Consider the following 20,753-nt stretch of genomic DNA (forward strand, 5'->3'; position numbering starts at 1 on the left):
CAGAACGTGAGATAGGGTATTATCTGCGGCAATATTGCCGTCCGAACGGTCAGCATGCAGATTGAGGATCCACTGTTAATGAGCGATATGGCAGAGCGCCTTGCGCTACATGAATTTACGGAAAACGCCTACTTAAACTACTCCATGTACGTCATCATGGATCGCGCGTTGCCGTTTATTGGCGACGGCCTGAAGCCGGTACAGCGCCGCATCGTCTACGCGATGTCAGAGCTGGGGCTGAACGCCAGCGCCAAATTTAAAAAATCCGCCCGTACCGTCGGCGATGTCCTGGGTAAGTACCATCCGCACGGCGACAGCGCCTGCTATGAAGCGATGGTGCTGATGGCGCAGCCGTTCTCTTACCGTTACCCGCTGGTCGACGGCCAGGGGAACTGGGGGGCGCCGGATGACCCGAAATCGTTCGCGGCGATGCGTTATACCGAATCCCGACTGTCAAAATACTCCGAGCTGCTGTTAAGCGAGCTGGGGCAGGGTACGGCTGACTGGGTGCCAAACTTCGATGGCACGATGCAGGAGCCGAAAATGCTGCCTGCGCGTCTGCCGAACATCCTGCTGAACGGCACCACCGGTATTGCTGTGGGGATGGCGACGGATATTCCGCCGCATAACCTGCGCGAAGTGGCGAAAGCGGCCATTACCCTGATTGAAAAACCGCAAACCACCCTCGATGAGGTGCTGGACATCGTCCAGGGGCCGGACTACCCGACCGAAGCGGAGATCATCACCTCCCGCGCGGAAATCCGCAAAATTTACCAGAACGGCCGCGGCTCCGTGCGCATGCGCGCAGTGTGGACCAAAGAAGACGGCGCGGTGGTGATTACCGCGCTGCCGCATCAGGTTTCCGGCGCGAAGGTGCTGGAACAGATTGCCGCCCAGATGCGCAACAAAAAGCTGCCGATGGTCGACGACCTGCGCGATGAGTCCGACCACGAAAACCCGACGCGTCTGGTGATCGTGCCGCGCTCCAACCGCGTGGACATGGAGCCGGTGATGCATCACCTGTTCGCCACCACCGATCTGGAAAAAAGCTACCGTATTAACCTGAACATGATCGGCCTCGACGGCCGCCCGGCGGTGAAAAACCTGCTGGAGATTCTCACCGAGTGGCTGGCGTTCCGCCGCGACACGGTGCGCCGTCGTCTGAACTATCGTCTGGAAAAAGTGCTCAAGCGCCTGCATATCCTCGAAGGTTTGCTGGTGGCGTTCCTCAACATCGATGAAGTGATCGAGATCATCCGCCACGAAGATGAGCCGAAGCCCGCGCTGATGTCGCGCTTTGGCATCAGCGAAACTCAGGCGGAAGCGATCCTTGAACTGAAACTGCGCCACCTCGCCAAACTGGAAGAGATGAAGATTCGCGGCGAGCAGGACGAGCTGGAGAAAGAGCGCGACCATCTGCAGGGCATCCTCGCCTCCGAGCGCAAGATGAGCAACCTGCTGAAGAAAGAGCTGCAGGCCGATGCCGAAGCCTTCGGCGACGACCGCCGTTCGCCGCTGCAAGAGCGTGAAGAAGCGAAGGCGATGAGCGAGCACGACATGCTGCCGTCTGAGCCGGTGACCATCGTGCTGTCGCAGATGGGCTGGGTGCGCAGCGCCAAAGGCCACGATATCGACGCGCAGGGGTTAAGCTATAAATCAGGCGACAGCTGGAAAGCGTCGGTGAAAGGTAAGAGCAACCAGCCGGTGGTATTTGTCGATACCACCGGCCGCAGCTACGCCATCGACCCGATCACGCTGCCGTCCGCGCGCGGGCAGGGCGAGCCGCTGACCGGCAAGCTGACGCTGCCGCCGGGCGCGACCGTCGAGCATATGCTGATGGAAAGCGATGAGACCAGGCTGCTGATGGCCTCCGACGCGGGCTATGGTTTCCTGTGTACCTTTAACGACCTGGTGGCGCGCAACCGTGCCGGTAAGGCGCTGATCTCACTGCCGGAAAATGCGCACGTGATGCCGCCGCTGGTCATTGAGGACGAGTCGGATATGCTGCTGGCGATCACCGCCGCGGGCCGGATGCTGATGTTCCCGATCAGCGACCTGCCGCAGCTGTCGAAAGGCAAAGGCAACAAGATTATCAACATTCCGTCGGCGGAAGCGGCTAGCGGAACCGATAGCCTGGCGCACCTGTACGTCCTGCCGCCGCAAAGCACGCTGACCTTCCACGTCGGTAAACGTAAGATCAAACTGCGCCCGGAAGAGCTGCAAAAAGTGACCGGCGAACGCGGTCGCCGCGGCACGCTGATGCGCGGCCTGCAGAAGATCGACCGTATAGAGATTGATTCGCCGCAGCGCGCGCAAGCGGGCAATAGCGAAGAGTAAGTTTGCCCCCGCCGCAGGGCGGGGGAAATTTTGCTGTAAAACCGTTGTTAATTCAGCCGTTGCGATTAACAATACCCTTTTGCAGGGGTCTGCAAGTAACAAAGCCCTGTCCGGTATATGTACCCCGTTATGCCTGTCTGAACATGTATGCCTGACGTACATGTCAGCCGCGCACCACGGTATAATTCTAAGCGGTTCAGGGTTCAGAGGACGCTATGCTATTTATTTTACGTGTCATTATTGTTGTCATTTACTGCATCCTGGTATGCATTTTTGGCTGCATCTATTGTCTGTTCAGCCCGCGTAACCCAAAACACGTCGCCACCTTCGGCCATATGTTTGGCCGCCTGGCGCCGGTCTTTGGTCTCAAGGTTGAGACGCGCCTGCCTGCCGGCGCGGAAAACTTCGGCAACGCCATCTATATCGCTAACCACCAGAACAACTACGACATGGTGACGGCGGCGAATATCGTTCTGCCGCCTACCGTCACGGTCGGCAAAAAGAGCCTGGTGTGGATCCCGTTCTTCGGCCAGCTGTACTGGCTGACGGGTAACCTACTGATCGACCGTAATAACCGCGCGAAAGCACACGGCACTATTGCGGAAGTGGTCAATACTTTCCAGAAACGCAAAATCTCCTTCTGGATGTTCCCGGAAGGCACCCGCAGCCGCGGCCGTGGCCTGCTGCCGTTCAAAACCGGCGCGTTCCACGCGGCGATCGCCTCGGGCGTGCCGATTATCCCGGTCTGCGTCTCCAACACCTCCAACAAAATCAAACTTAACCGCTGGAACAACGGTCAGGTGATTGTGGAAATGCTGGACCCTATCGATACCAGCGCGTGGGGTAAAGATCAGGTGCGCGATTTGGCGAAGCACTGCCGTGAAGTGATGAAGGCTAAAATCGACGAGCTGGACCAGGAAGTGGCCCAGCGCGAAGCCGCCGCGAAGAAGTAATATCCAGTTGGCGGCGTGAGGAAGCGCTCACGTCGCAGATTATTTTGCTGTCGGGAAAGTGATTTCCCACTTTTGATTTGTCAGTTTTGATGGAGCTTATATGTCACTCAGTCGGCGTCAGTTTATTCAGGCTTCGGGCGTTGCGCTTTGTGCTGGCGCTGTGCCGCTGAGAGCGCAGGCCGCGGGGAAACAGCCCGCGCTGCCGGTCCCTCCGCTGCTGGAGTCGCGTCGCGGACAGCCGCTGTTCTTAACGCTACAGCGCGCGCACTGGTCTTTCACCCAGGGCACGCGCGCGCCGGTATGGGGCGTCAACGGCCGCTATCTGGGGCCGACGATCCGCGTCTGGAGCGGCGATGACGTTAAGCTCATCTACAGCAACCGACTCACCGAAAACGTCGCCATGACCGTGCGTGGGCTACAGGTGCCGGGGCCGCTGATCGGCGGCGCGGCGCGGATGATGACGCCGAACGCCGACTGGGCACCGGTGCTGCCGATTCGCCAGAGTGCCGCCACCCTGTGGTACCAGGCCAATACGCCTAACCACATGGCGCAGCAGGTCTATAACGGCCTCGCGGGTATGTGGCTGATCGAAGACGATGTTAGTAAGTCCTTACCTTTCCCTAACCATTACGGCGTGGACGACTTCCCGATCATTATTCAGGACAAGCGTCTGGATAACTTTGGGACGCCGGTTTATGAAGAGCCGGGCAGCGGCGGCTTCGTGGGCGACACGCTGTTGGTTAACGGGGTACAGGGGCCGTATGTGGAAGTCTCACGCGGCTGGGTGCGCCTGCGCCTGCTGAATGCCTCCAACTCGCGTCGCTATATGCTGCGCATGAGCGACGGCCGCGCGCTGCACGTTATCTCCAGCGACCAGGGCTTCCTGCCCGCGCCGGTCTCAACCACCCAGCTGTCGCTGGCCCCGGGCGAGCGTCGTGAAGTGCTGGTGGATATGACCAACGGCGATGAAGTGTCGATGACCTGCGGCGAGTCCGCCAGCATTATGGACCGCATCCGCGGCTTCTTTGAACCGTCGAGCATTCTGGTCTCTACGCTGGTGCTGACTCTGCGTCCGACGGGGCTGCTGCCGTTAGTGACCGATAACTTACCGATGCGTATTCTGCCAACGGAAATTCTCAGCGGCCCGGCGATTCGCAGTCGCGATATCCAGCTTGGCGACGATCCGGGCATCAACGGCCAGCTGTGGGACCCGCAGCGGATTGATATCACCGCGCAGCAGGGAACCTGGGAGCGCTGGACGGTGCGTGCCGACGCGCCGCAGTCGTTCCATATTGAAGGGGTGATGTTCCAGGTCCGCAACGTCAACGGCGCGATGCCGCTGCCGGAAGATCGCGGCTGGAAAGACACCGTCTGGGTTGACGGCCAGGTTGAGCTGCTGGTCTATTACGGCCAGCCGTCGTGGCCGCACTTCCCGTTCCAGTACGCCAGCCAGACGCTGGAGCTCGCCGACCGCGGGTCTATTGGCCAGATTCTGGTGAATCCGGCGCCGTAAGTTCCCCCTCCGTAGCCCGGCCGAGCGCAGCGACGCCGGGACTTACACGTTCCTAAAAATTCCCGCTTCATTCATAGGGCGATCGGGCTTATAATCCCCGACCTTTGATTATTTTTTTGCCAATTTTTTGGAAGCATTATGAGCGCTATCTCCCTGATCCAACCGGATCGCGACCTTTTCTCCTGGCCGCAGTACTGGGCCGCCTGCTTTGGGCCGGCACCGTTTTTGCCGATGTCCCGTGAAGAGATGGATCAACTTGGCTGGGATAGCTGCGACATCATTCTGGTAACCGGCGACGCCTACGTCGATCACCCGAGCTTCGGCATGGCGATCTGTGGCCGTATGCTGGAAGCCCAGGGCTTCCGCGTGGGGATCATCGCCCAGCCGGACTGGAACAGCAAAGACGACTTTATGCGTCTGGGCAAACCGAACCTATTCTTCGGCGTCACCGCCGGCAACATGGACTCGATGATCAACCGCTACACCGCCGACCGTAAGCTGCGTCACGACGACGCCTACACCCCGGACAACGTGGCGGGCAAGCGCCCGGACCGCGCGACGCTGGTCTATACCCAGCGCTGCAAAGAAGCGTGGAAAGATGTGCCGGTTATTCTGGGCGGTATTGAAGCCAGCCTGCGCCGCACCGCGCATTACGACTACTGGTCGGATACCGTCCGCCGCTCGGTGCTGATTGACGCCAAGGCCGACATGCTGATGTTTGGCAACGGCGAGCGTCCGCTGGTGGAAGTGGCGCACCGTCTGGCGATGGGCGAAAAAATCGCTGAAATTCGCGACGTGCGCAATACCGCGATTATCGTTAAAGAAGCGCTGCCGGGCTGGTCCGGCGTGGACTCCACCCGCATCGACACCCCGGGGAAAATCGACCCGATTCCGCACCCGTATGGCGAAGATCTGCCGTGCGCCGACAATAAGCCGGTCGCGCCGAAAAAGCAGGAAGCCAAAGCCGTTACCGTACAGCCGCCGCGCCCGAAACCGTGGGAAAAAACCTACGTGCTGCTGCCGTCCTTTGAGAAAGTGAAGGGCGACAAGGTGCTGTATGCTCACGCCTCGCGTATTCTGCACCATGAAACCAACCCGGGCAGCGCCCGTGCGCTGATGCAGAAGCAGGGCGATCGCTATATCTGGATTAACCCGCCGGCCATTCCGCTCTCGACCGAAGAGATGGACAGCGTGTTTGCACTGCCGTACCAGCGCGTACCGCACCCGTCATACGGCAAGGCGCGTATTCCGGCGTATGAGATGATCCGTTTCTCGATCAACATCATGCGCGGCTGCTTCGGCGGCTGTTCCTTCTGCTCCATTACCGAGCACGAAGGGCGCATCATTCAGAGCCGTTCAGAAGATTCGATCATCAACGAAATCGAAGCTATTCGCGACACGGTTCCCGGCTTTACCGGCATTATCTCGGATCTTGGTGGGCCGACGGCCAACATGTACATGCTGCGCTGTAAATCGCCGCGCGCCGAGCAAACCTGCCGCCGCCTCTCCTGCGTGTATCCGGAAATCTGTCCGCACATGGACACCGACCACACGCCGACCATCAACCTGTATCGCCGCGCCCGCGACCTGAAAGGTATCAAGAAAATCCTGATTGCCTCCGGCGTGCGCTACGATCTGGCGGTGGAAGATCCGCGCTATATCAAAGAGCTGGCGACACACCACGTTGGCGGCTACCTGAAGATTGCGCCGGAGCACACCGAAGAGGGGCCGCTGTCGAAGATGATGAAGCCGGGGATGGGCAGCTATCACCGCTTTAAAGAGCTGTTCGACACCTACTCGAAGCAGGCCGGTAAAGAGCAGTATCTGATTCCGTACTTTATCTCCGCCCACCCGGGGACGCGCGATGAAGATATGGTCAACCTGGCGCTGTGGCTCAAGCAGCACCGCTTCCGTCTGGATCAGGTGCAGAACTTCTACCCGTCGCCGCTGGCGAACTCGACCACCATGTATTACACCGGCAAAAACCCGCTGGGTAAGATTGGCTATAAGAGTGAAGACGTGGTGATTCCGAAGGGCGATAAGCAGCGCCGTCTGCACAAAGCGCTGCTGCGCTACCACGATCCGGCTAACTGGCCGCTGATTCGTACCGCGCTGGAAGCGATGGGCAAAAAGCACCTGATCGGCAGCCGTCGCGACTGTCTGGTGCCGGCGCCAACGCTGGATGAAATGCGCGAAGCGCGTCGTCAGAACCGCAACACCCGCCCGGCGCTGACCAAGCATACGCCGGTGGCGCACCAGCGCCAGACGCCTGCGGGCGCAAAGAAAGCACCGGCTGCGCCGTCTCGTCCGGTGAATGCCGGTGCGAAGAAGCGCGCTAAAACGTCAGCGGGTCGTTAAGAAGGTCATCCCGGCAGCATGCCTGCTGCCGGGGATTGATTGTCTCGGTGAAAGGGGTTGTTACGAACATCTATCCGGTAATTTTCTTTTCGTTTATTTCTTCAGCGTTGCCTTATTCAGCCTACCAACGTGGCGGATGGTAACAAAAGCTACCTGGCTGCATGCAGATATCATCCATACGTGAATTGACTTGCGTTGCCGCCGTTTTTGCCGCGACGATTTCCGGGCGCAGCGCATTTATATCCTGATCCAGTCGCGCTACTTTGACGTGTAATACCTGGATGTCATGGGCCAGAGTGTCGATTTTTTCAGGATTGGCGCAGCTGCTTAGCAATAAGGTAGTGAACACCATTACCGTTGATATCCGTAATTTCCGTTTCATTTATTTCTCCATTTTATTATTACACCTCACTGATCGTAACTCCGGGTTACGGGAACGCGGCGGCTATGCCTCCGTTTGTCGAATTCTGGCAGCCAGCGCCGCTAACTTCTCATCGTCTGCCCGCTCGTGATCGTGCGAAGACAAATACCCTTCATAGCGCTCGAAAAATTTGGTCTGCCGCGACTCAATCGGCTGCCACTGGCTCATATCGCCGGTGCCGTGCATCGGGCTGAGTTTGCTGTGCACGTGGTCGACGCCGAAGCCTTCAAAGAACATTCCACTGCGCCCTACATCGTCGAAAGTTTTATCCAGCACCTTCGCCACCTTTTGGGTTGCCAGCACTAAGTCGGCCAGCGCCTGCGGCGGCATATCGAATGCATAACTGGGGTAGTGCTTTTTCGGGATCACCACCGTGAAGCCTTCGGTGTTAGGAAAGATGGATAAAAAGGCGAGGTGGTGCTCGTCTTCCCAGACCTTGTGGCAGGGGGCTTTACCTTCAACAATCTGGCAAAAAATACAGCTCATAGCGTCTCTCCGTAAACGTTGTGGCTGTTACTGTAGCAGGTGCGGGCATAAAAAAGCCCGACGATTGCCGGGCTAGAGAGGTTAACCGCCGAACTGGTCCGGATCCGGCCCTAATCGCTTGCCTTTATCCAGGGTCGCGATGTCGCCCAGTTCGTCTTTATCCAGGCGGAAATCCCAGACGTCGAAGTTCTCGGCGATGCGCGACGGCGTGACCGATTTCGGAATCACCACCAGGCCGCTGTCGAGGTGCCAGCGAATGACAATCTGCGCCGGGCTTTTGCCGTACTTGTCGGCAAGGTGGCGGATGACTTTCTGATCGAACACGCCTTCGCCACCCTGCGCCAGCGGGCTCCAGGATTCGGTCTGAATCTTATGGGTGGCGTTCCATGCGTTCAGCTGACGCTGCTGCATCAAGGGGTGCAGCTCGATCTGGTTAATCACCGGTGCCACGCCGGTTTCATCAATCAGCCGTTGCAGGTGGGGAACCTGGAAGTTACATACGCCGATACTCTTCACCAGCCCCTGTTTTTGCAGTTCAATCAGCGCTTTCCAGGCAGCGATATAGTGGTCGGAGGCGGGGACCGGCCAGTGGATCAGATACAGGTCGAGATAGTCCAGCTGCAGGTGTTCCAGGCTCTCCTGCAGCGCGTCGGCGGCGCGCAGATGCGAGTCATTCCACAGCTTACTGGTAATGAACAGGTCTTCACGCGCAACGCCCGCGCTGTGAATCGCTTTGCCCACGCCCGACTCGTTTTTGTAGGCGGCAGCAGTATCAATAGAACGGTAGCCGACCTCAAGCGCTTTATGGATCGCGGTGACGACTTCTTCATTACTGGCCTGCCATACGCCCAGGCCTAGCTGCGGCATTACATTGCCATCGTGCAGTTTAATCACGGTTGGATGTGTCATGCATTTCTCCTTTTCATCAGCTTATCGGAGCAAGCCCCGATAAGATTTGTATGATTAAGTCTGGTCGAAATATGCAAAAACGAAAGCTTGCTCGTCGCCTTTCAAGCTGCAGATGCGTTGTCTGCGTCAGCTCACCCTAGTCACTTACTTGTGTAAGCTCCTGGGGGTCGCTGCCTTGACGCCTTTCTGCTGCTCGAAATGCTTAGAGCAAGAAGTGAGGAAGGAATTATCGAGCAGCTTCGTAAATACGGCGGCTCACGTCGAGGGTAATATCCTGATTTTCACCCAGTTTGGTCATGCCGTGCTCTTCGAGTTTTTTCAGCAGCGCCGGGATGGAGCTGCCGTCCAGGCCGTAGTCGGACAGGTGAGTCGGTACGCCCATTTGCTCGAAGAAGCTGCGGGTCGCGACGATAGCGGCGTCGATACGCGCATCGTCAGAACCTTCGGTAATGTTCCACACGCGTTCGGCGTATTGCAGCAGTTTGCCGCGCTTGGTATCACGTTTTTCATTCCACAGCGCCGGCAGCACGATCGCCAGCGTTTGCGCGTGATCCAGCCCGTGCATCGCGGTCAGTTCGTGGCCCAGCATATGGGTTGCCCAGTCCTGCGGCACGCCTGCGCCAATCAGGCCGTTCAGCGCCTGAGTCGCCGCCCACATAATGTTGGCGCGTACGTCGTAGTTTTCCGGATCTTTCAGCGCTTTCGGGCCGTCTTCTATCAGCGTCAGCAGAATACCTTCGGCGAAACGGTCCTGAATTTTGCCGTCAACCGGGTAGGTAACATACTGCTCAACGGTATGCACGAAGGCATCAACCACGCCGTTCGCGACCTGACGCGGCGGCAGAGTGTAGGTGTAAACCGGGTCCAGAATGGCAAACTGCGGCTGGACGTGCGGGGACATAAAGGCACGTTTGTCGCCGGTGGTTTTACGCGAGATAACCGCGCCCTTGTTAGACTCGGAACCGGTCGCCGGCAGGGTCAGTACGGAACCCATCGGAATGGCACTGTTGACGTTGCTGCCGTAGGTTTCCAGGATTTCCCACGGGTCGATGCTGGCATCGTAGTGCGCTGCCGCAGCGATGAATTTGGTACCGTCCAGTACGGAACCGCCGCCGACTGCCAGCAGGAAGGTCACCTGCTGTTCGCGGGCAATTTTCACCGCGTTCATCAGCGTTTCATAAGATGGGTTTGGCTCGATGCCGCCGAATTCCAGCACATCCAGCCCTTTCAGCGCGGTCAGTACCTGATCCAGCACGCCGGTTTTTTTCACGCTGCCGCCGCCGTAGGTGATCAGTACGCGGGCGTCAGCGGGGATCTGAGCGCGCAGATTTTCGATAGCGCCTTTACCGAACAGAATGCGGGTCGGGGTGTGAAGATCAAAATTAAACATGGCTCGTTCCCTTCTTAGTGGATGGAAAAACAAGGCGGCGAAAGGTCGTCGCCGAATGACATCATTGTGGTCTTCGTCGCCGTACCTCTCAATGCACATTTCTGCGTTTGTCTTGCCCATTTCTCCATAAGGCTGGAGAATCGCGTTAATCACGGCCACAATGACATCGTTGGAAAAGGTATCTGGAGCCTCCGTTGATGAACCGTGACGAGATCTGTGCGCTGCTGACAGACAAAATTAAGCAGCTGAAAAATAACGAACAAAACCTGCGAACCCTGCTGCCTGACATCCAGCTGATCTACGGCAGCCAACCGAGCGGCCGTACGCCGGTGATGTACCGGCCGGGCATCGTGTTTCTCTTTTCCGGCTATAAAATTGGCTATATCAACGATCGTACCTTCCGCTACGATGCCAATGAATATCTGCTGCTCACCGTACCTTTACCCTTCGAATGTGAAACTTTTGCCACCGCCGAGGCGCCGCTGGCCGGATTACGTCTCGATGTGGATATTTTCCAGCTCCAGGAGCTGCTGATGGACATCGGTGAAGACCCGCTGTTCCACCCGGCGATGGCGGAAAGCGGGATTAACTCGGCGACCTTGTCGGAGGAGATCCTCTGCGCCGCCGAGCGCCTGCTGGACGTCATGGAGCGCCCGCTGGACGCCCGTATTCTGGGGAAACAGATTATCCGTGAAATGCTCTACCACGTGCTTACCGGGCCGCGCGGCGGCGCGCTGATGGCGCTGGTCAGCCGTCAGACCCACTTCAGCCAGATTAGCCGGGTGCTTAAGCGTATCGAAAGCCAGTACACCGAGACGCTGAGCGTCGATCAGCTGGCCGCCGAGGCCAATATGAGCCTGTCGGCGTTCCACCATAATTTTAAGTCGGTCACCAGTACCTCGCCGCTGCAATACCTGAAAACCTATCGGCTGCACAAAGCACGGATGATGATGGCGCACGACGGGCTGAAGGCCAGCGCGGCGGCAATGCAGGTGGGCTACGAGAGCGCGTCGCAGTTCAGCAGAGAGTTTAAACGGTATTTCGGCCTGACGCCGGGTGAGGATGCGGCAAGACTGCGCGGAATGTAGTTCGTAGCCCGGGCGAGGCGTTAACGCCGACCCCGGGGTAGCTCGGAATCCATTCCCGGCGTCACTTCGTTCGGCCGGGCTACGAGAGATTATGCGTCGCAGTACTTCTTCTTGATCACCACAATCACCGTGCCGAGCAGCCCGGCAACCAGCAGGAAAATAGGCAGCACCATCAGGAAGGTCATCACCTGATCTTCATGACGTTTAACAAACGGGATCATGCTGATGGCATAGCCAAGGCCGGTGACCACGCCAACCCACAGCAGCGCGCTCAGCCAGTTGAACAGCTGGAAGCGGCGGTTAGGCAGGCCGGAAATGCCCGCCATCGTTGGCAGCAGCGTGCGTACAAACGCCAGGAAGCGCCCGGCGAGCAGCGCCAGCAGACCGTGACGGTCAAACATGCAGGTGGCGCGCTGGTGATATTTATCCGGCAGCTGCGCCAGCCAGCCTTTCACCACGCGGGTGTTGCCCAGCCAGCGGCCCTGAATGTAGCTCAGCCAGCAGCCGAGGCTGGCGGCGGTCGTCAGAATCACCAGGGTAGGGACGTAGCCCATCACGCCCTTGGCAATGAGCGCGCCCGCCAATAGCAACAGGCTATCGCCGGGGAGGAATGATGCAGGGAGCAGGCCGTTTTCCAGAAACAGCGTGGCAAACATAACCAGATACACGACTCCCACAACGTGCGGATTCGCCAGTGCAGCAAAATCGTGCTGCCAAAGCGCGGCGACAATATCTTGAATAACGACCATGGACATTCCTGTGGAACAGCGTTTTCGCCTATTGTACGCCCGAATTCGTCAGAACACCTTGATCCCGGACGCAACAAATGAAGCCGCATTGTTCAGCCAGGCTGACAACCGGGTGAAATTTGTTTACGCCTGGCAGTGTGAACTCGGGAACCGACTGTTCTCAACATCGGTGGCGCCTCCGCGGACGCGCCAAAAATATTGCTAACCCGCCCGGCACTGACCGTACCGGGCCAGGGCTATGTTACACGATGCGGGCGAAACCTGCCGCTAAATCCGCAATCAGATCGTCAACGTTTTCCAGACCAATATGCACGCGGATTAACGTACCTTCGAAATCAATCTTCCCGTCCGGACGAATGCTCGCCAGCTCTTCCGGCTGGTTGGCCAGAATCAGTGATTCAAAGCCGCCCCACGAGTAGGCCATGCTGAACAGCGAGAAGTTGTCGAGGTAGTTCGCCAGCTCGTCGTTATTCAGGCGTTTATTGAGCACGAAGGAGAACAGGCCGCTGCTGCCGGTGAAGTCGCGTTTCCAGAACTCATGTCCTTTGCTGCCCGGCAGCGCCGGGTGGTTAACGTGCGCCACGTGCGGCTGCTGCGCCAGCCATTCAGCGACTTTCAGGCTGCTTTCATGGTGCTGACGCAGACGCACGCCGAGCGTGCGCAGGCCGCGGCTGGTCATATAGGCCGTATCGGCGTCCAGCATCTGGCCCATCAGATAGGCGTTTTCGCGCAGCTGCGCCCAGCAGCGTTCGTTGGACACCGCCGTGCCGACCATCGCGTCGGAGTGGCCAATCAGGTATTTGGTGCCCGCCTGAATCGAAATGTCGATGCCGAAATCGAGCGCTTTAAACAGCACGCCCGCCGCCCAGGTGTTGTCGATCATGATAATCGCGTCGGGGGCGACGCTGCGCACGGCGGCGACGATCGCCGGGACGTCGTGCACTTCCATGGTGATGGAGCCAGGTGATTCGAGGAACACGATTTTGGTGTTCGGCTGGATCAGATTCGCAATCCCGGCGCCAATCAGCGGATCGAACCAGCTGGTGGTGACGCCAAGTTTGGCGAGAATTTTGGTACAAAAGTCCTGGCTCGGCTCGTAGGCGGTGTTGGTCATCAGCACGTGGTCGCCCTGCTCAACGAAGGCCAGAATGGTATTCGCTACCGCCGCCGCGCCGCAGGGGAACAGCGCGCAGCCGGCGCCGCCTTCCAGTTCACACATCGCTTCCTGCAGCGAGAAGTGGGTCAACGTCCCGCGACGCCCGTAAAACAGCTCGCCGTTGGCGCGATTGTGGGTCGCGTGTTTCTTGGCGGCGACGGTCTCAAAAACCAGCGAAGAGGCGCGCTGAATCACGCTGTTCACCGATCCCTGAGTGAATTTTTTGCTGCGTCCGGCGTTCACCAGCGCGGTATCAAGGTGCTTGTCTGCCATGTCCGATCTACCTGTTTTTATACGTCTGGACGTCTAAACTAACATGATTGCGCGCCTGATGTAGCCGCCAGAATGCATACAGCAGAAAATATTGCCAAAAAGCGCGGAGAAAACTTTTTTACTGCGTAAGCGCAAGGAAAATAAGTGTGATTTGAGTCAATATGTAAATACTAATGAGAACTACTATCAATTCGGCGTTGTTTTGATATTATTGTGCTCAGATTTTGTGATTTACGTCCTGGAGATACACAGTGGGTAATAATTTGATGCAGGCGGATCTCTCCGTTTGGGGTATGTATCATCATGCCGACATCGTGGTTAAAGTAGTCATGATTGGTTTGATACTGGCATCCGTCGTCACCTGGGCTATTTTCTTCAGCAAAGGCGCAGAGCTTATTTCTCATAAGCGCCGCCTCAAGCGCGAACAGAAACTGTTAGCCGATGCGCGTTCACTCAACCAGGCGCATGAAACGGCCGCCGCGTTCGACGCGCGCAGCCTGAGCAGCCAGCTTATCAACGAAGCGCAGAACGAGCTGGAGCTCTCTGCCGGTTCGGAAGATAACGAAGGGATTAAAGAGCGTACCGGTTTCCGCCTTGAGCGTCGCGTGGCGGCGGTTGGCCGTCATATGGGACGCGGTAACGGCTTCCTGGCGACCATCGGCGCGATCTCGCCGTTCGTCGGCCTGTTCGGTACCGTATGGGGTATCATGAACAGCTTCATCGGTATCGCCCAGACGCAAACCACTAACCTGGCGGTCGTTGCGCCGGGTATCGCAGAAGCCCTGCTGGCTACGGCGATCGGCCTGTTCGCCGCGATTCCGGCGGTGGTCATCTATAACGTCTTCGCGCGCCTCATCGGTGGCTTCAAAGCCAACCTGAGCGATGTGGCCGCACAGGTTCTGCTGCTGCAGAGCCGCGATCTGGATCTCAGCGCCAGCGGCGTGCATCCGGTTCGTACCGCCCAGAAATTACGAGTAGGTTAATGCCCCATGGCGATGCGTCTTAATGAAAATCTGGACGATACCGGCGAAATGCATGAAATCAACGTGACGCCGTTTATCGACGTCATGCTGGTTCTGCTGATTATCTTCATGGTGGCCGCGCCGTTGGCCACCGTGGATGTGAAAGTCAATCTGCCGGCCTCCTCCAGCCAACCGCAGCCGCGTCCGGAAAAACCGGTCTACCTGTCGGTGAAAGCGGATAAATCAATGTTCCTCGGTAACGATCCTATTACCGACGACAGCATGGTTCCGGCGCTGGAAGCGCTGACGGAAGGCAAGAAAGACACCACCATCTTCTTCCGCGCCGATAAAACGGTGGACTATGAGACGATGATGAAGGTGATGGATACGCTGCATCAGGCTGGCTATCTTAAGATTGGCCTGGTCGGCGAAGAAACCGTCGCCAAAAAATAAAGCATCCGGATGGCGCGTTCTGCGCCATCCGTTATTATTTCCCCAGTAATATAATATTTCCCTTAAGTTCTATTAATACGCATTACTTACGCAAATATTTAAATATTATTTAGCGCCACTTAAATTCCGTAATCTATTTTTTATAGAAAGTAGCCAGCCTGAAATAATCTTCCTACGCTTAATTCTGAACGCTAACAATAATATAAATCTACAGCGGACGGAAAATATCATGGCCATAATGACTGTGCGACAAGCGGAAGGTTCGCAGCGCGACCTGATCTCTTTATCCTCCATTCGTCAACGAGCCGACCGGCTGCTACTGGTGCTGGCCTGGGTTATGTGGGCGATTTCACTGGGCGTGGGCTGGATGAATGACAATCCCGGCCTGGCGCTGCTGGTGGCGACGATGCTGGCAGCGCTGGCGACGCTCATGACGCTGCTGTTTGCGGGCAAACTCCTGACGCGCTTAACCTATGCGTTTATCCTGATGGCCTATTCCGCGCTGTTGATTCAGCTTGGCGATGGAGAAACCGAATATCATTTCTCCGTTTTTGTGCTGCTGTCTGCGCTGCTGGCGTGGCGCGACTGGCGGCCGTTAATTATGGGGGCGGGAGTGATTGCCGCTCATCATTTAATATTTAATTATTTACAGGAATACGGGCTGTTTAATATCACCGTGTTTATGTATTCCGGGCTGCACATGGTGATTATGCACGGCGTGTACGTGGTGGCGCAGACGGTATTTCTGGTGTTTCTTGCGGTGCGGATGGAGCAGGACGCGCGCTCGGCCAGCGAAGTGGCGAAGCTGGCGGCGGTGATTAACCGCGAGTCGGGCTACCTGACGCTGGAGCGCGATAGAAAAACCAGCCGTTCCCCCTTTGCGAAAACCTTCAGCCTGACGCTGGATGCCATGCGCAATACGCTTGAGCAGGTGAGCGGTAATGTGTCGCAGCTGCTGGATGCCTCGCAGACGCTGCTGCAACGCAACACGGCGCTGTCCGAGCGCACCGACAGCCAGGCGCGCTCGCTGGCGGTCACCGCCAGCGCCATGGAACAGCTAGCCGGCGCCGCGTCGTTGACCAGCGAAAAGGCCGGTGAAGCACGGGAGCTGGCGGAGCAGGCCAGCGGCGTGGCGCGCGAGGGCGGTGAGAATATCCGTTCAGCGATGGCCTCCATGTCGCAAATCCGTGATGAATCGCTGAAGATCGGCGGCATTCTGGAGCTGATCGATGGCATCGCCTTCCAGACCAACATCCTGTCGCTCAACGCGTCCGTGGAAGCCGCGCGGGCGGGCGCCCACGGTAAAGGGTTTGCGGTAGTGGCGGCGGAGGTGCGTACGCTGGCGTTGCGCTGTGAGGGCGCGGCGCGGGAGATTCGCCAGCTGATTGCCGCTTCGGTAGAGCGCACCCATCAGGGCGCGGAACAGGTGGAGCGGGCGGGCAAAACCATGGCGGCAATCATCAGCCATATCGATAGCCTGCAAGCCTGTGTCGATGTGTTCTCCTCAATGAGCGACCAGCAGCGCGCCAGCGTATTACAGATGAAAGGCAGCATTGCCCATATCGACGCCAGCGTGCAGGAGAACGTGCAGCACGTGGCCCAGACCATTCAGGTTGCGCATCGACAACAACAGCATACCGGCGAGCTGAAGACGGCTATTTCGGTTTTCAGACTGGTGTAAGCTCACAAAAAACGAAAGGTGTATGACAAATAATCCAGTTATGTGACAACTTACGCAGTTGCCAGAAAACGTAATAGCGGTACGAAAAATGACAATATAATTGCCCACCCCATCCTCCTACAGTGAAACCACTTCAATTCAGGAGGATATACGTGTGGCAAACGATACGAAGTTGTCTATTACCGAAAAGCTGGGATACGGCATGGGCGATGCCGCCTGCGGTATTGTCTACTCTTCGGTCACGATGTTTTTGACCTGGTTTTACACCGATATTTACGGTCTTTCCGCGGCGGCGGTAGGGGTGATGTTCCTGGTGACCCGCGTGCTGGATGCGATTACCGACCCGCTCACCGGCATTGTGGCCGACCGGGTAAAAACCCGCTGGGGCCACTTCCGTCCGTGGCTGATCTGGTTTGCGATTCCCTACGCCGTGCTGGCGGTGATGACCTTTACCACGCCCGCTTTTGGCGCTTCTGGTAAGCTGATGTACGCCTACCTGACATACACCTTGCTGATGCTGTGTTACACCTTTATCAATATTCCCTACTGCGCGCTGGGCGGCGTGATCACGCGCGATGAAAAAGATCGCCTGTCCGCGCAGTCTTACCGCTTTACCATCTCTTCCGTGGCCGGGCTGATGGTCTCCGTCGCCACGCTGTTTCTGGTCGACTATCTGGGCAAAGAAGACAAACAGTTCGGCTTCCAGGCCACCATGGGCATTATGGGGGCGATCGCCATTGTGATGCTGGCCTTCTGCTTCTTTTCCACCAAAGAGCGCGTGGCGCCCGCGGTGGAGCAGCAGGGAAGCATTCGTGAAGATCTGCGCTCGCTGCTGGCCAACGATCAGTGGCGGATCGTGGCGATCATCACCTTCTTCTCCAGCATGGCCGGGGTGATGCGCAGCGCGGCAACACTGTACTACGCCACCTATCTGATGATGGGCGGCGTCGAATCAGCGGCGGGAACGGCGATGAAGTCGGCGTTTGTCTCAACCAGCGTGGTCGGCACCATTATCGGCAGCATCGCGGCGGGCTGGCTGGCGAAGCGCTATCGCGCGGTATCGCTGTTTAAAAACATCAACCTGCTGCTGGTGGCGGTGGGCGTGGTGATGTTCTTTGTGCCGCCGACCTGGCTGCCGGTGGTGTTCCCGCTGTACTTCCTGGTGGGCTTCTTCCATCAAATGTATCAACCGTTTAAGTGGAATATGATGGCGAACGCCGCCGACTACGGCGAGTGGAAGTTTGGCCGCCGTATTACCGGCCTGTCCTACTCCGGCAACCTGTTTGCGCTGAAAATGGGTATGGCGGTCGCGGGGGCGGTAGTGGGTTTCTCGCTGGGGCTGTTTGGCTATCAGGCGGGCGTCACCGAACAAACCCCGATGGCGACGATGGGCATCGTGGGCCTGCTGACGCTGGGGCCATCGCTCTCCTATCTGGTGCTGTGGTGGTTGTCGCGCTTCTATAAGCTGGACGACCGCGCCATGGCGACCATCCAGCGCGACCTTTCCGCGCGCCAGCAGGCGGCGGTGCAAGCAGAACCTGAAGCCGTAAGCGGCGTATTACATAAAGCCTGAGGAGACGGCAATGACTTCCCACGATTACCATAACCCGATCCTCTGCGCCGACTATTCGGATCCGGATATTGTTCGCGTCGGCGACGACTTCTTTATGGTCTCGTCGAGCTTCAACCATATGCCCGCGCTGCCGATCCTGCATTCGACGGATCTGGTGAACTGGCGGATCATCAACCATGTTTTCCAGTCACTGCCGCTGGCGGGTTATGACCAGTATCAGCCGGGAAAGGGCGTATGGGCACCGTCGATTCGCTGGCACGCCAATCAGCTGTGGGTCTTTTTCAGTACCCCGGATGAAGGGATTTTTATGTGTCGGACCGACGATCCGTGGGGCGAATGGAGCGCGCCGCACTGCGTGCAGCCGGCGAAAGGCTGGATCGATCCCTGTCCGTTCTGGGATGACAACGGCGACGCCTGGCTGGTCCACGCTTTTGCCCATAGCCGCAGCGGCATCAAACACCAGCTTCAGCTGTTCGCCATGTCGCCTGACGGCACCGCGCTGCGCGGGGAAGGGCAGATTATTTACGACGGCAGCTGCGACCAGCCAACGCTCGAAGGGCCAAAAGTCTACAAGCGCGGCGGCTGGTACTACATTTTTGCCCCCGCGGGCAGCGTTGAAACCGGCTGGGAAACGGTACTGCGCGCCCGCAGCATGAGCGGGCCATGGGAGGCGAAAAACGTTCTGTTTCAGGGCAATACTCCGGTTAACGGCCCTCATCAGGGCGGCTGGGTGGCGCTTGACGATGGTGAGTGCTGGTTTGTCCATTTCCAGGACGCGCATCTCTACGGGCGCATTGTGCACCTTCAGCCGATGCGCTGGGAGCAGGACGGCTGGCCGCGCATCGGCGAGCCGCTGGGGGATGACGGCGTCGGGCAGCCGGTGATACGCTGGCCGCGTCCGGCGAGCTTAGCGCCGTCATCGCCATCGCAGCCGCAAACCAGCGATGATTTTGCCTCAGGCGTGCCGGGGCTACAGTGGCAGTGGCAGGCTAATCCGAATCCCCTGTGGCTGCTGGCGGGCGAAAGCCAGCTGAATCTCCGCTGCTGTGCGCTACCTCGCGGCGAAGAGAAACAAAACTTTTACTGGCTGCCTAACCTGCTGTTGCAAAAATTCCCGGCCTGGCAGTTTAGCGCCGAAACCACGCTGACGCTGAACGCTGAAGCCAGCGGCGATGCGGGCGGTCTGGTTATCTACGGCGAGCGTTATGCCGCGCTGCTGCTGGAGAAACGTGACGGGCGGCATCGGCTGCTGTGGCTGACCGGCTGGATGAGCGATGCGGGCGTGGTCCGTGAATGCCGCGAGGTCATTGCGACGCTGGATAGCGCCAGCTGCGCAATGCGGGTAGAGGTCTCTCACGGCGGTATATGCCGCTTTGCCTGGCGCAACGGCACGGCGGACTGGCAGCGGGTGACTCAGCCTTTCGCCGCGGGTAAAGGGAAGTGGGTTGGGGCAAAAGTGGGGCTGGTGGCGGTGTCCTTAGACAGCCAGTCGCCGCAGGGAAGCTGCACGTTCGATCACTTTGCCATCGACATCAGCGGCTGATCCGCGCGTTTTTCGTCTTCCTTTTCCACTTTCAGGATGACGTTAGACGTCTGGTAATCACCATCGGCGAGGCCGCGGCTAATCTCAAGCGTCGCGGCCTCCCGGTTCAGCACGCGCTGATAGCAGGATTCGGTATGCGCGAGGATCTTGTCGCGCAGGTGCGGGTAGCGCGCCATCACTTCGCACAGCGCCGCGCCAAAGATCTCTTCTTTGATTTGATAGGCATAGATTTCTCGGCGATGCTGCCACTTCATTTTCACCAGCGCGGCAGGGATCGGCTCAGCAAGGCCGGAAATACGTCGCCCCTCGGCGTTTTTTTCCTCGCGCAGCGTCTGCAAATTACGCTGAAGAAGGGTTTCATCACTCAGCTGTGGGCTTAACGCAATATTAGCCGCGCTAACATCGACCAGTTTCATGCCGACTTTTCCGTCAGATTATAAAACATTGGCGTGCTTCTTTCTTCAGTCATTAAATTAAGCCAGATTTTATTACCGTCCTCATTTATCTCCTGAGTTTTTAGCTCCATAATTTGACTTAACTCCAGCGCAGAGATCTCCCCCTGCACCACCAGATTATTTAGCATAAGTGCAAAAGCTTCAATTTTAGCGATGCGATATAATCTGTCTTTAATATGACGGTCGCGTTCTTCGAGCAATGGATTACGTGACTGACCGCCGCCAATCAATATCTCGTCCTGCCAGTCTGCGAGCGAGACTGTCTCCGGCTCGGCCCGCTGGCTTGCCTGCGCGTCCTTGTTTTCCGCATCTATTGCGGCGATGCAGAAACGGGCTGGGATAAGGGTTTCAGCTATCATATAGGCGTCGTCTGTTAAATGGCTGGAGAATGATTTTTATTATAGTGAGGTTCGTTGACATTAACATGGCGCACTTTTAAAATCAAAAAAAGTG

General features: G+C 57.7%; 18 protein-coding genes. 10 read left to right on the forward strand and 8 right to left on the reverse strand.

Features of this window, described 5'->3' with window-relative positions; translation table 11 throughout:
- Positions 1-78 precede the first annotated feature (78 nt).
- From parC to ACK5JN_RS11680, 4 genes are all read left to right on the forward strand, one after another.
- Positions 79-2,337: a DNA topoisomerase IV subunit A gene (gene parC / locus ACK5JN_RS11665; RefSeq protein WP_416870323.1), complete on the forward strand. Its 2,259-nt coding sequence runs from the start codon at positions 79-81 to the stop codon at positions 2,335-2,337.
- Between the two features lie 215 nt (positions 2,338-2,552).
- Positions 2,553-3,290 (forward strand): 1-acylglycerol-3-phosphate O-acyltransferase, encoded by a 738-nt coding sequence (locus tag ACK5JN_RS11670; protein WP_163448478.1) that lies wholly within the window; start codon positions 2,553-2,555, stop codon positions 3,288-3,290.
- A 100-nt stretch (positions 3,291-3,390) separates the two neighbouring features.
- Positions 3,391-4,803, forward strand: coding sequence for a cell division protein FtsP (ftsP, locus tag ACK5JN_RS11675; protein WP_416870324.1), 1,413 nt, complete (start codon positions 3,391-3,393; stop codon positions 4,801-4,803).
- Positions 4,804-4,941: 138 nt separating this feature from the next.
- Positions 4,942-7,161, forward strand: a complete 2,220-nt coding sequence (locus ACK5JN_RS11680) for a YgiQ family radical SAM protein (RefSeq protein ID WP_416870325.1) — start codon at positions 4,942-4,944, stop codon at positions 7,159-7,161.
- Between the two features lie 121 nt (positions 7,162-7,282).
- On the opposite strand, the gene ACK5JN_RS11685 is transcribed toward ACK5JN_RS11680, so the two are convergent.
- The 4 genes from ACK5JN_RS11685 to yqhD form a co-directional block, all read right to left on the reverse strand.
- Complete coding sequence (locus ACK5JN_RS11685; protein ID WP_416870326.1) at positions 7,283-7,543, reverse strand: LPP leucine zipper domain-containing protein; 261 nt, start codon at positions 7,541-7,543, stop codon at positions 7,283-7,285.
- 63 nt (positions 7,544-7,606) lie between these two features.
- Positions 7,607-8,068 carry an HIT family protein gene (locus tag ACK5JN_RS11690; protein ID WP_416870327.1) on the reverse strand — a complete coding sequence of 154 codons (462 nt, stop codon included), beginning with the start codon at positions 8,066-8,068 and terminating at the stop codon, positions 7,607-7,609.
- Between the two features lie 81 nt (positions 8,069-8,149).
- Positions 8,150-8,977, reverse strand: a complete 828-nt coding sequence (gene dkgA, locus ACK5JN_RS11695) for a 2,5-didehydrogluconate reductase DkgA (RefSeq protein WP_416870328.1) — start codon at positions 8,975-8,977, stop codon at positions 8,150-8,152.
- 226 nt (positions 8,978-9,203) lie between these two features.
- On the reverse strand, positions 9,204-10,367 hold the full coding sequence (gene yqhD, locus ACK5JN_RS11700; RefSeq protein WP_416870329.1) for an alcohol dehydrogenase: 1,164 nt from the start codon (positions 10,365-10,367) through the stop codon (positions 9,204-9,206).
- Positions 10,368-10,564: 197 nt separating this feature from the next.
- Between yqhD and ACK5JN_RS11705 the strand changes: the two genes are divergently transcribed.
- A complete protein-coding gene (locus ACK5JN_RS11705) occupies positions 10,565-11,455 on the forward strand; it encodes an AraC family transcriptional regulator (protein ID WP_416870414.1) in 891 nt (296 codons plus the stop codon).
- Positions 11,456-11,544: 89 nt separating this feature from the next.
- On the opposite strand, the gene yghB is transcribed toward ACK5JN_RS11705, so the two are convergent.
- Complete coding sequence (gene yghB / locus ACK5JN_RS11710; protein WP_416870330.1) at positions 11,545-12,204, reverse strand: DedA family general envelope maintenance protein YghB; 660 nt, start codon at positions 12,202-12,204, stop codon at positions 11,545-11,547.
- Positions 12,205-12,445: 241 nt separating this feature from the next.
- Positions 12,446-13,633, reverse strand: a complete 1,188-nt coding sequence (gene metC / locus ACK5JN_RS11715; RefSeq protein ID WP_416870331.1) for a cystathionine beta-lyase — start codon at positions 13,631-13,633, stop codon at positions 12,446-12,448.
- 251 nt (positions 13,634-13,884) lie between these two features.
- On the opposite strand from metC, the gene exbB reads away from it, so the two are divergent.
- From exbB to ACK5JN_RS11740, 5 genes are all read left to right on the forward strand, one after another.
- The gene (gene exbB / locus ACK5JN_RS11720; protein WP_416870332.1) at positions 13,885-14,616 is read left to right on the forward strand and encodes a tol-pal system-associated acyl-CoA thioesterase; all 732 of its coding nucleotides are present in this window, start codon (positions 13,885-13,887) and stop codon (positions 14,614-14,616) included.
- A gap of 6 nt (positions 14,617-14,622) precedes the next feature.
- Positions 14,623-15,048 (forward strand): TonB system transport protein ExbD, encoded by a 426-nt coding sequence (exbD, locus tag ACK5JN_RS11725; protein ID WP_416870333.1) that lies wholly within the window; start codon positions 14,623-14,625, stop codon positions 15,046-15,048.
- Between the two features lie 229 nt (positions 15,049-15,277).
- The gene (locus ACK5JN_RS11730) at positions 15,278-16,729 is read left to right on the forward strand and encodes a methyl-accepting chemotaxis protein (RefSeq protein WP_416870334.1); all 1,452 of its coding nucleotides are present in this window, start codon (positions 15,278-15,280) and stop codon (positions 16,727-16,729) included.
- A gap of 154 nt (positions 16,730-16,883) precedes the next feature.
- On the forward strand, positions 16,884-18,302 hold the full coding sequence (locus ACK5JN_RS11735; RefSeq protein WP_416870335.1) for a glycoside-pentoside-hexuronide (GPH):cation symporter: 1,419 nt from the start codon (positions 16,884-16,886) through the stop codon (positions 18,300-18,302).
- A gap of 10 nt (positions 18,303-18,312) precedes the next feature.
- A complete protein-coding gene (locus tag ACK5JN_RS11740) occupies positions 18,313-19,845 on the forward strand; it encodes a glycoside hydrolase 43 family protein (RefSeq protein WP_416870336.1) in 1,533 nt (510 codons plus the stop codon).
- Here ACK5JN_RS11740 and ACK5JN_RS11745 read toward each other — a convergent pair.
- Entirely contained in the window at positions 19,818-20,261 is a 444-nt protein-coding gene (locus tag ACK5JN_RS11745) for a cytoplasmic protein (RefSeq protein WP_416870337.1), read from the reverse strand. The genes ACK5JN_RS11740 and ACK5JN_RS11745 overlap by 28 nt on opposite strands.
- A complete protein-coding gene (locus ACK5JN_RS11750; RefSeq protein WP_416870338.1) occupies positions 20,258-20,659 on the reverse strand; it encodes a hypothetical protein in 402 nt (133 codons plus the stop codon). Before ACK5JN_RS11750 ends, ACK5JN_RS11745 begins: the two co-directional genes overlap by 4 nt.
- Positions 20,660-20,753 lie beyond the last annotated feature (94 nt).

The organism is Kluyvera sp., from assembly GCF_047971185.1.
Taxonomy (GTDB): domain Bacteria; phylum Pseudomonadota; class Gammaproteobacteria; order Enterobacterales; family Enterobacteriaceae; genus Kluyvera.

Excerpts from the sequence above, each read along its gene's own strand:
- ACK5JN_RS11670 (WP_163448478.1), top strand. The coding sequence starts at position 2,553 with ATGCTATTTATTTTACGTGTCATTATTGTTGTCATTTACTGCATCCTG.
- ftsP (WP_416870324.1), top strand. The coding sequence starts at position 3,391 with ATGTCACTCAGTCGGCGTCAGTTTATTCAGGCTTCGGGCGTTGCGCTT.
- yqhD (WP_416870329.1), bottom strand. The coding sequence starts at position 10,367 with ATGTTTAATTTTGATCTTCACACCCCGACCCGCATTCTGTTCGGTAAA.
- ACK5JN_RS11740 (WP_416870336.1), top strand. The coding sequence starts at position 18,313 with ATGACTTCCCACGATTACCATAACCCGATCCTCTGCGCCGACTATTCG.
- yghB (WP_416870330.1), bottom strand. The coding sequence starts at position 12,204 with ATGGTCGTTATTCAAGATATTGTCGCCGCGCTTTGGCAGCACGATTTT.
- ACK5JN_RS11745 (WP_416870337.1), bottom strand. The coding sequence starts at position 20,261 with ATGAAACTGGTCGATGTTAGCGCGGCTAATATTGCGTTAAGCCCACAG.
- ACK5JN_RS11690 (WP_416870327.1), bottom strand. The coding sequence starts at position 8,068 with ATGAGCTGTATTTTTTGCCAGATTGTTGAAGGTAAAGCCCCCTGCCAC.
- ACK5JN_RS11750 (WP_416870338.1), bottom strand. The coding sequence starts at position 20,659 with ATGATAGCTGAAACCCTTATCCCAGCCCGTTTCTGCATCGCCGCAATA.
- metC (WP_416870331.1), bottom strand. The coding sequence starts at position 13,633 with ATGGCAGACAAGCACCTTGATACCGCGCTGGTGAACGCCGGACGCAGC.
- ACK5JN_RS11680 (WP_416870325.1), top strand. The coding sequence starts at position 4,942 with ATGAGCGCTATCTCCCTGATCCAACCGGATCGCGACCTTTTCTCCTGG.
- ACK5JN_RS11705 (WP_416870414.1), top strand. The coding sequence starts at position 10,565 with ATGAACCGTGACGAGATCTGTGCGCTGCTGACAGACAAAATTAAGCAG.
- ACK5JN_RS11730 (WP_416870334.1), top strand. The coding sequence starts at position 15,278 with ATGGCCATAATGACTGTGCGACAAGCGGAAGGTTCGCAGCGCGACCTG.
- ACK5JN_RS11685 (WP_416870326.1), bottom strand. The coding sequence starts at position 7,543 with ATGAAACGGAAATTACGGATATCAACGGTAATGGTGTTCACTACCTTA.
- dkgA (WP_416870328.1), bottom strand. The coding sequence starts at position 8,977 with ATGACACATCCAACCGTGATTAAACTGCACGATGGCAATGTAATGCCG.
- exbD (WP_416870333.1), top strand. The coding sequence starts at position 14,623 with ATGGCGATGCGTCTTAATGAAAATCTGGACGATACCGGCGAAATGCAT.
- parC (WP_416870323.1), top strand. The coding sequence starts at position 79 with ATGAGCGATATGGCAGAGCGCCTTGCGCTACATGAATTTACGGAAAAC.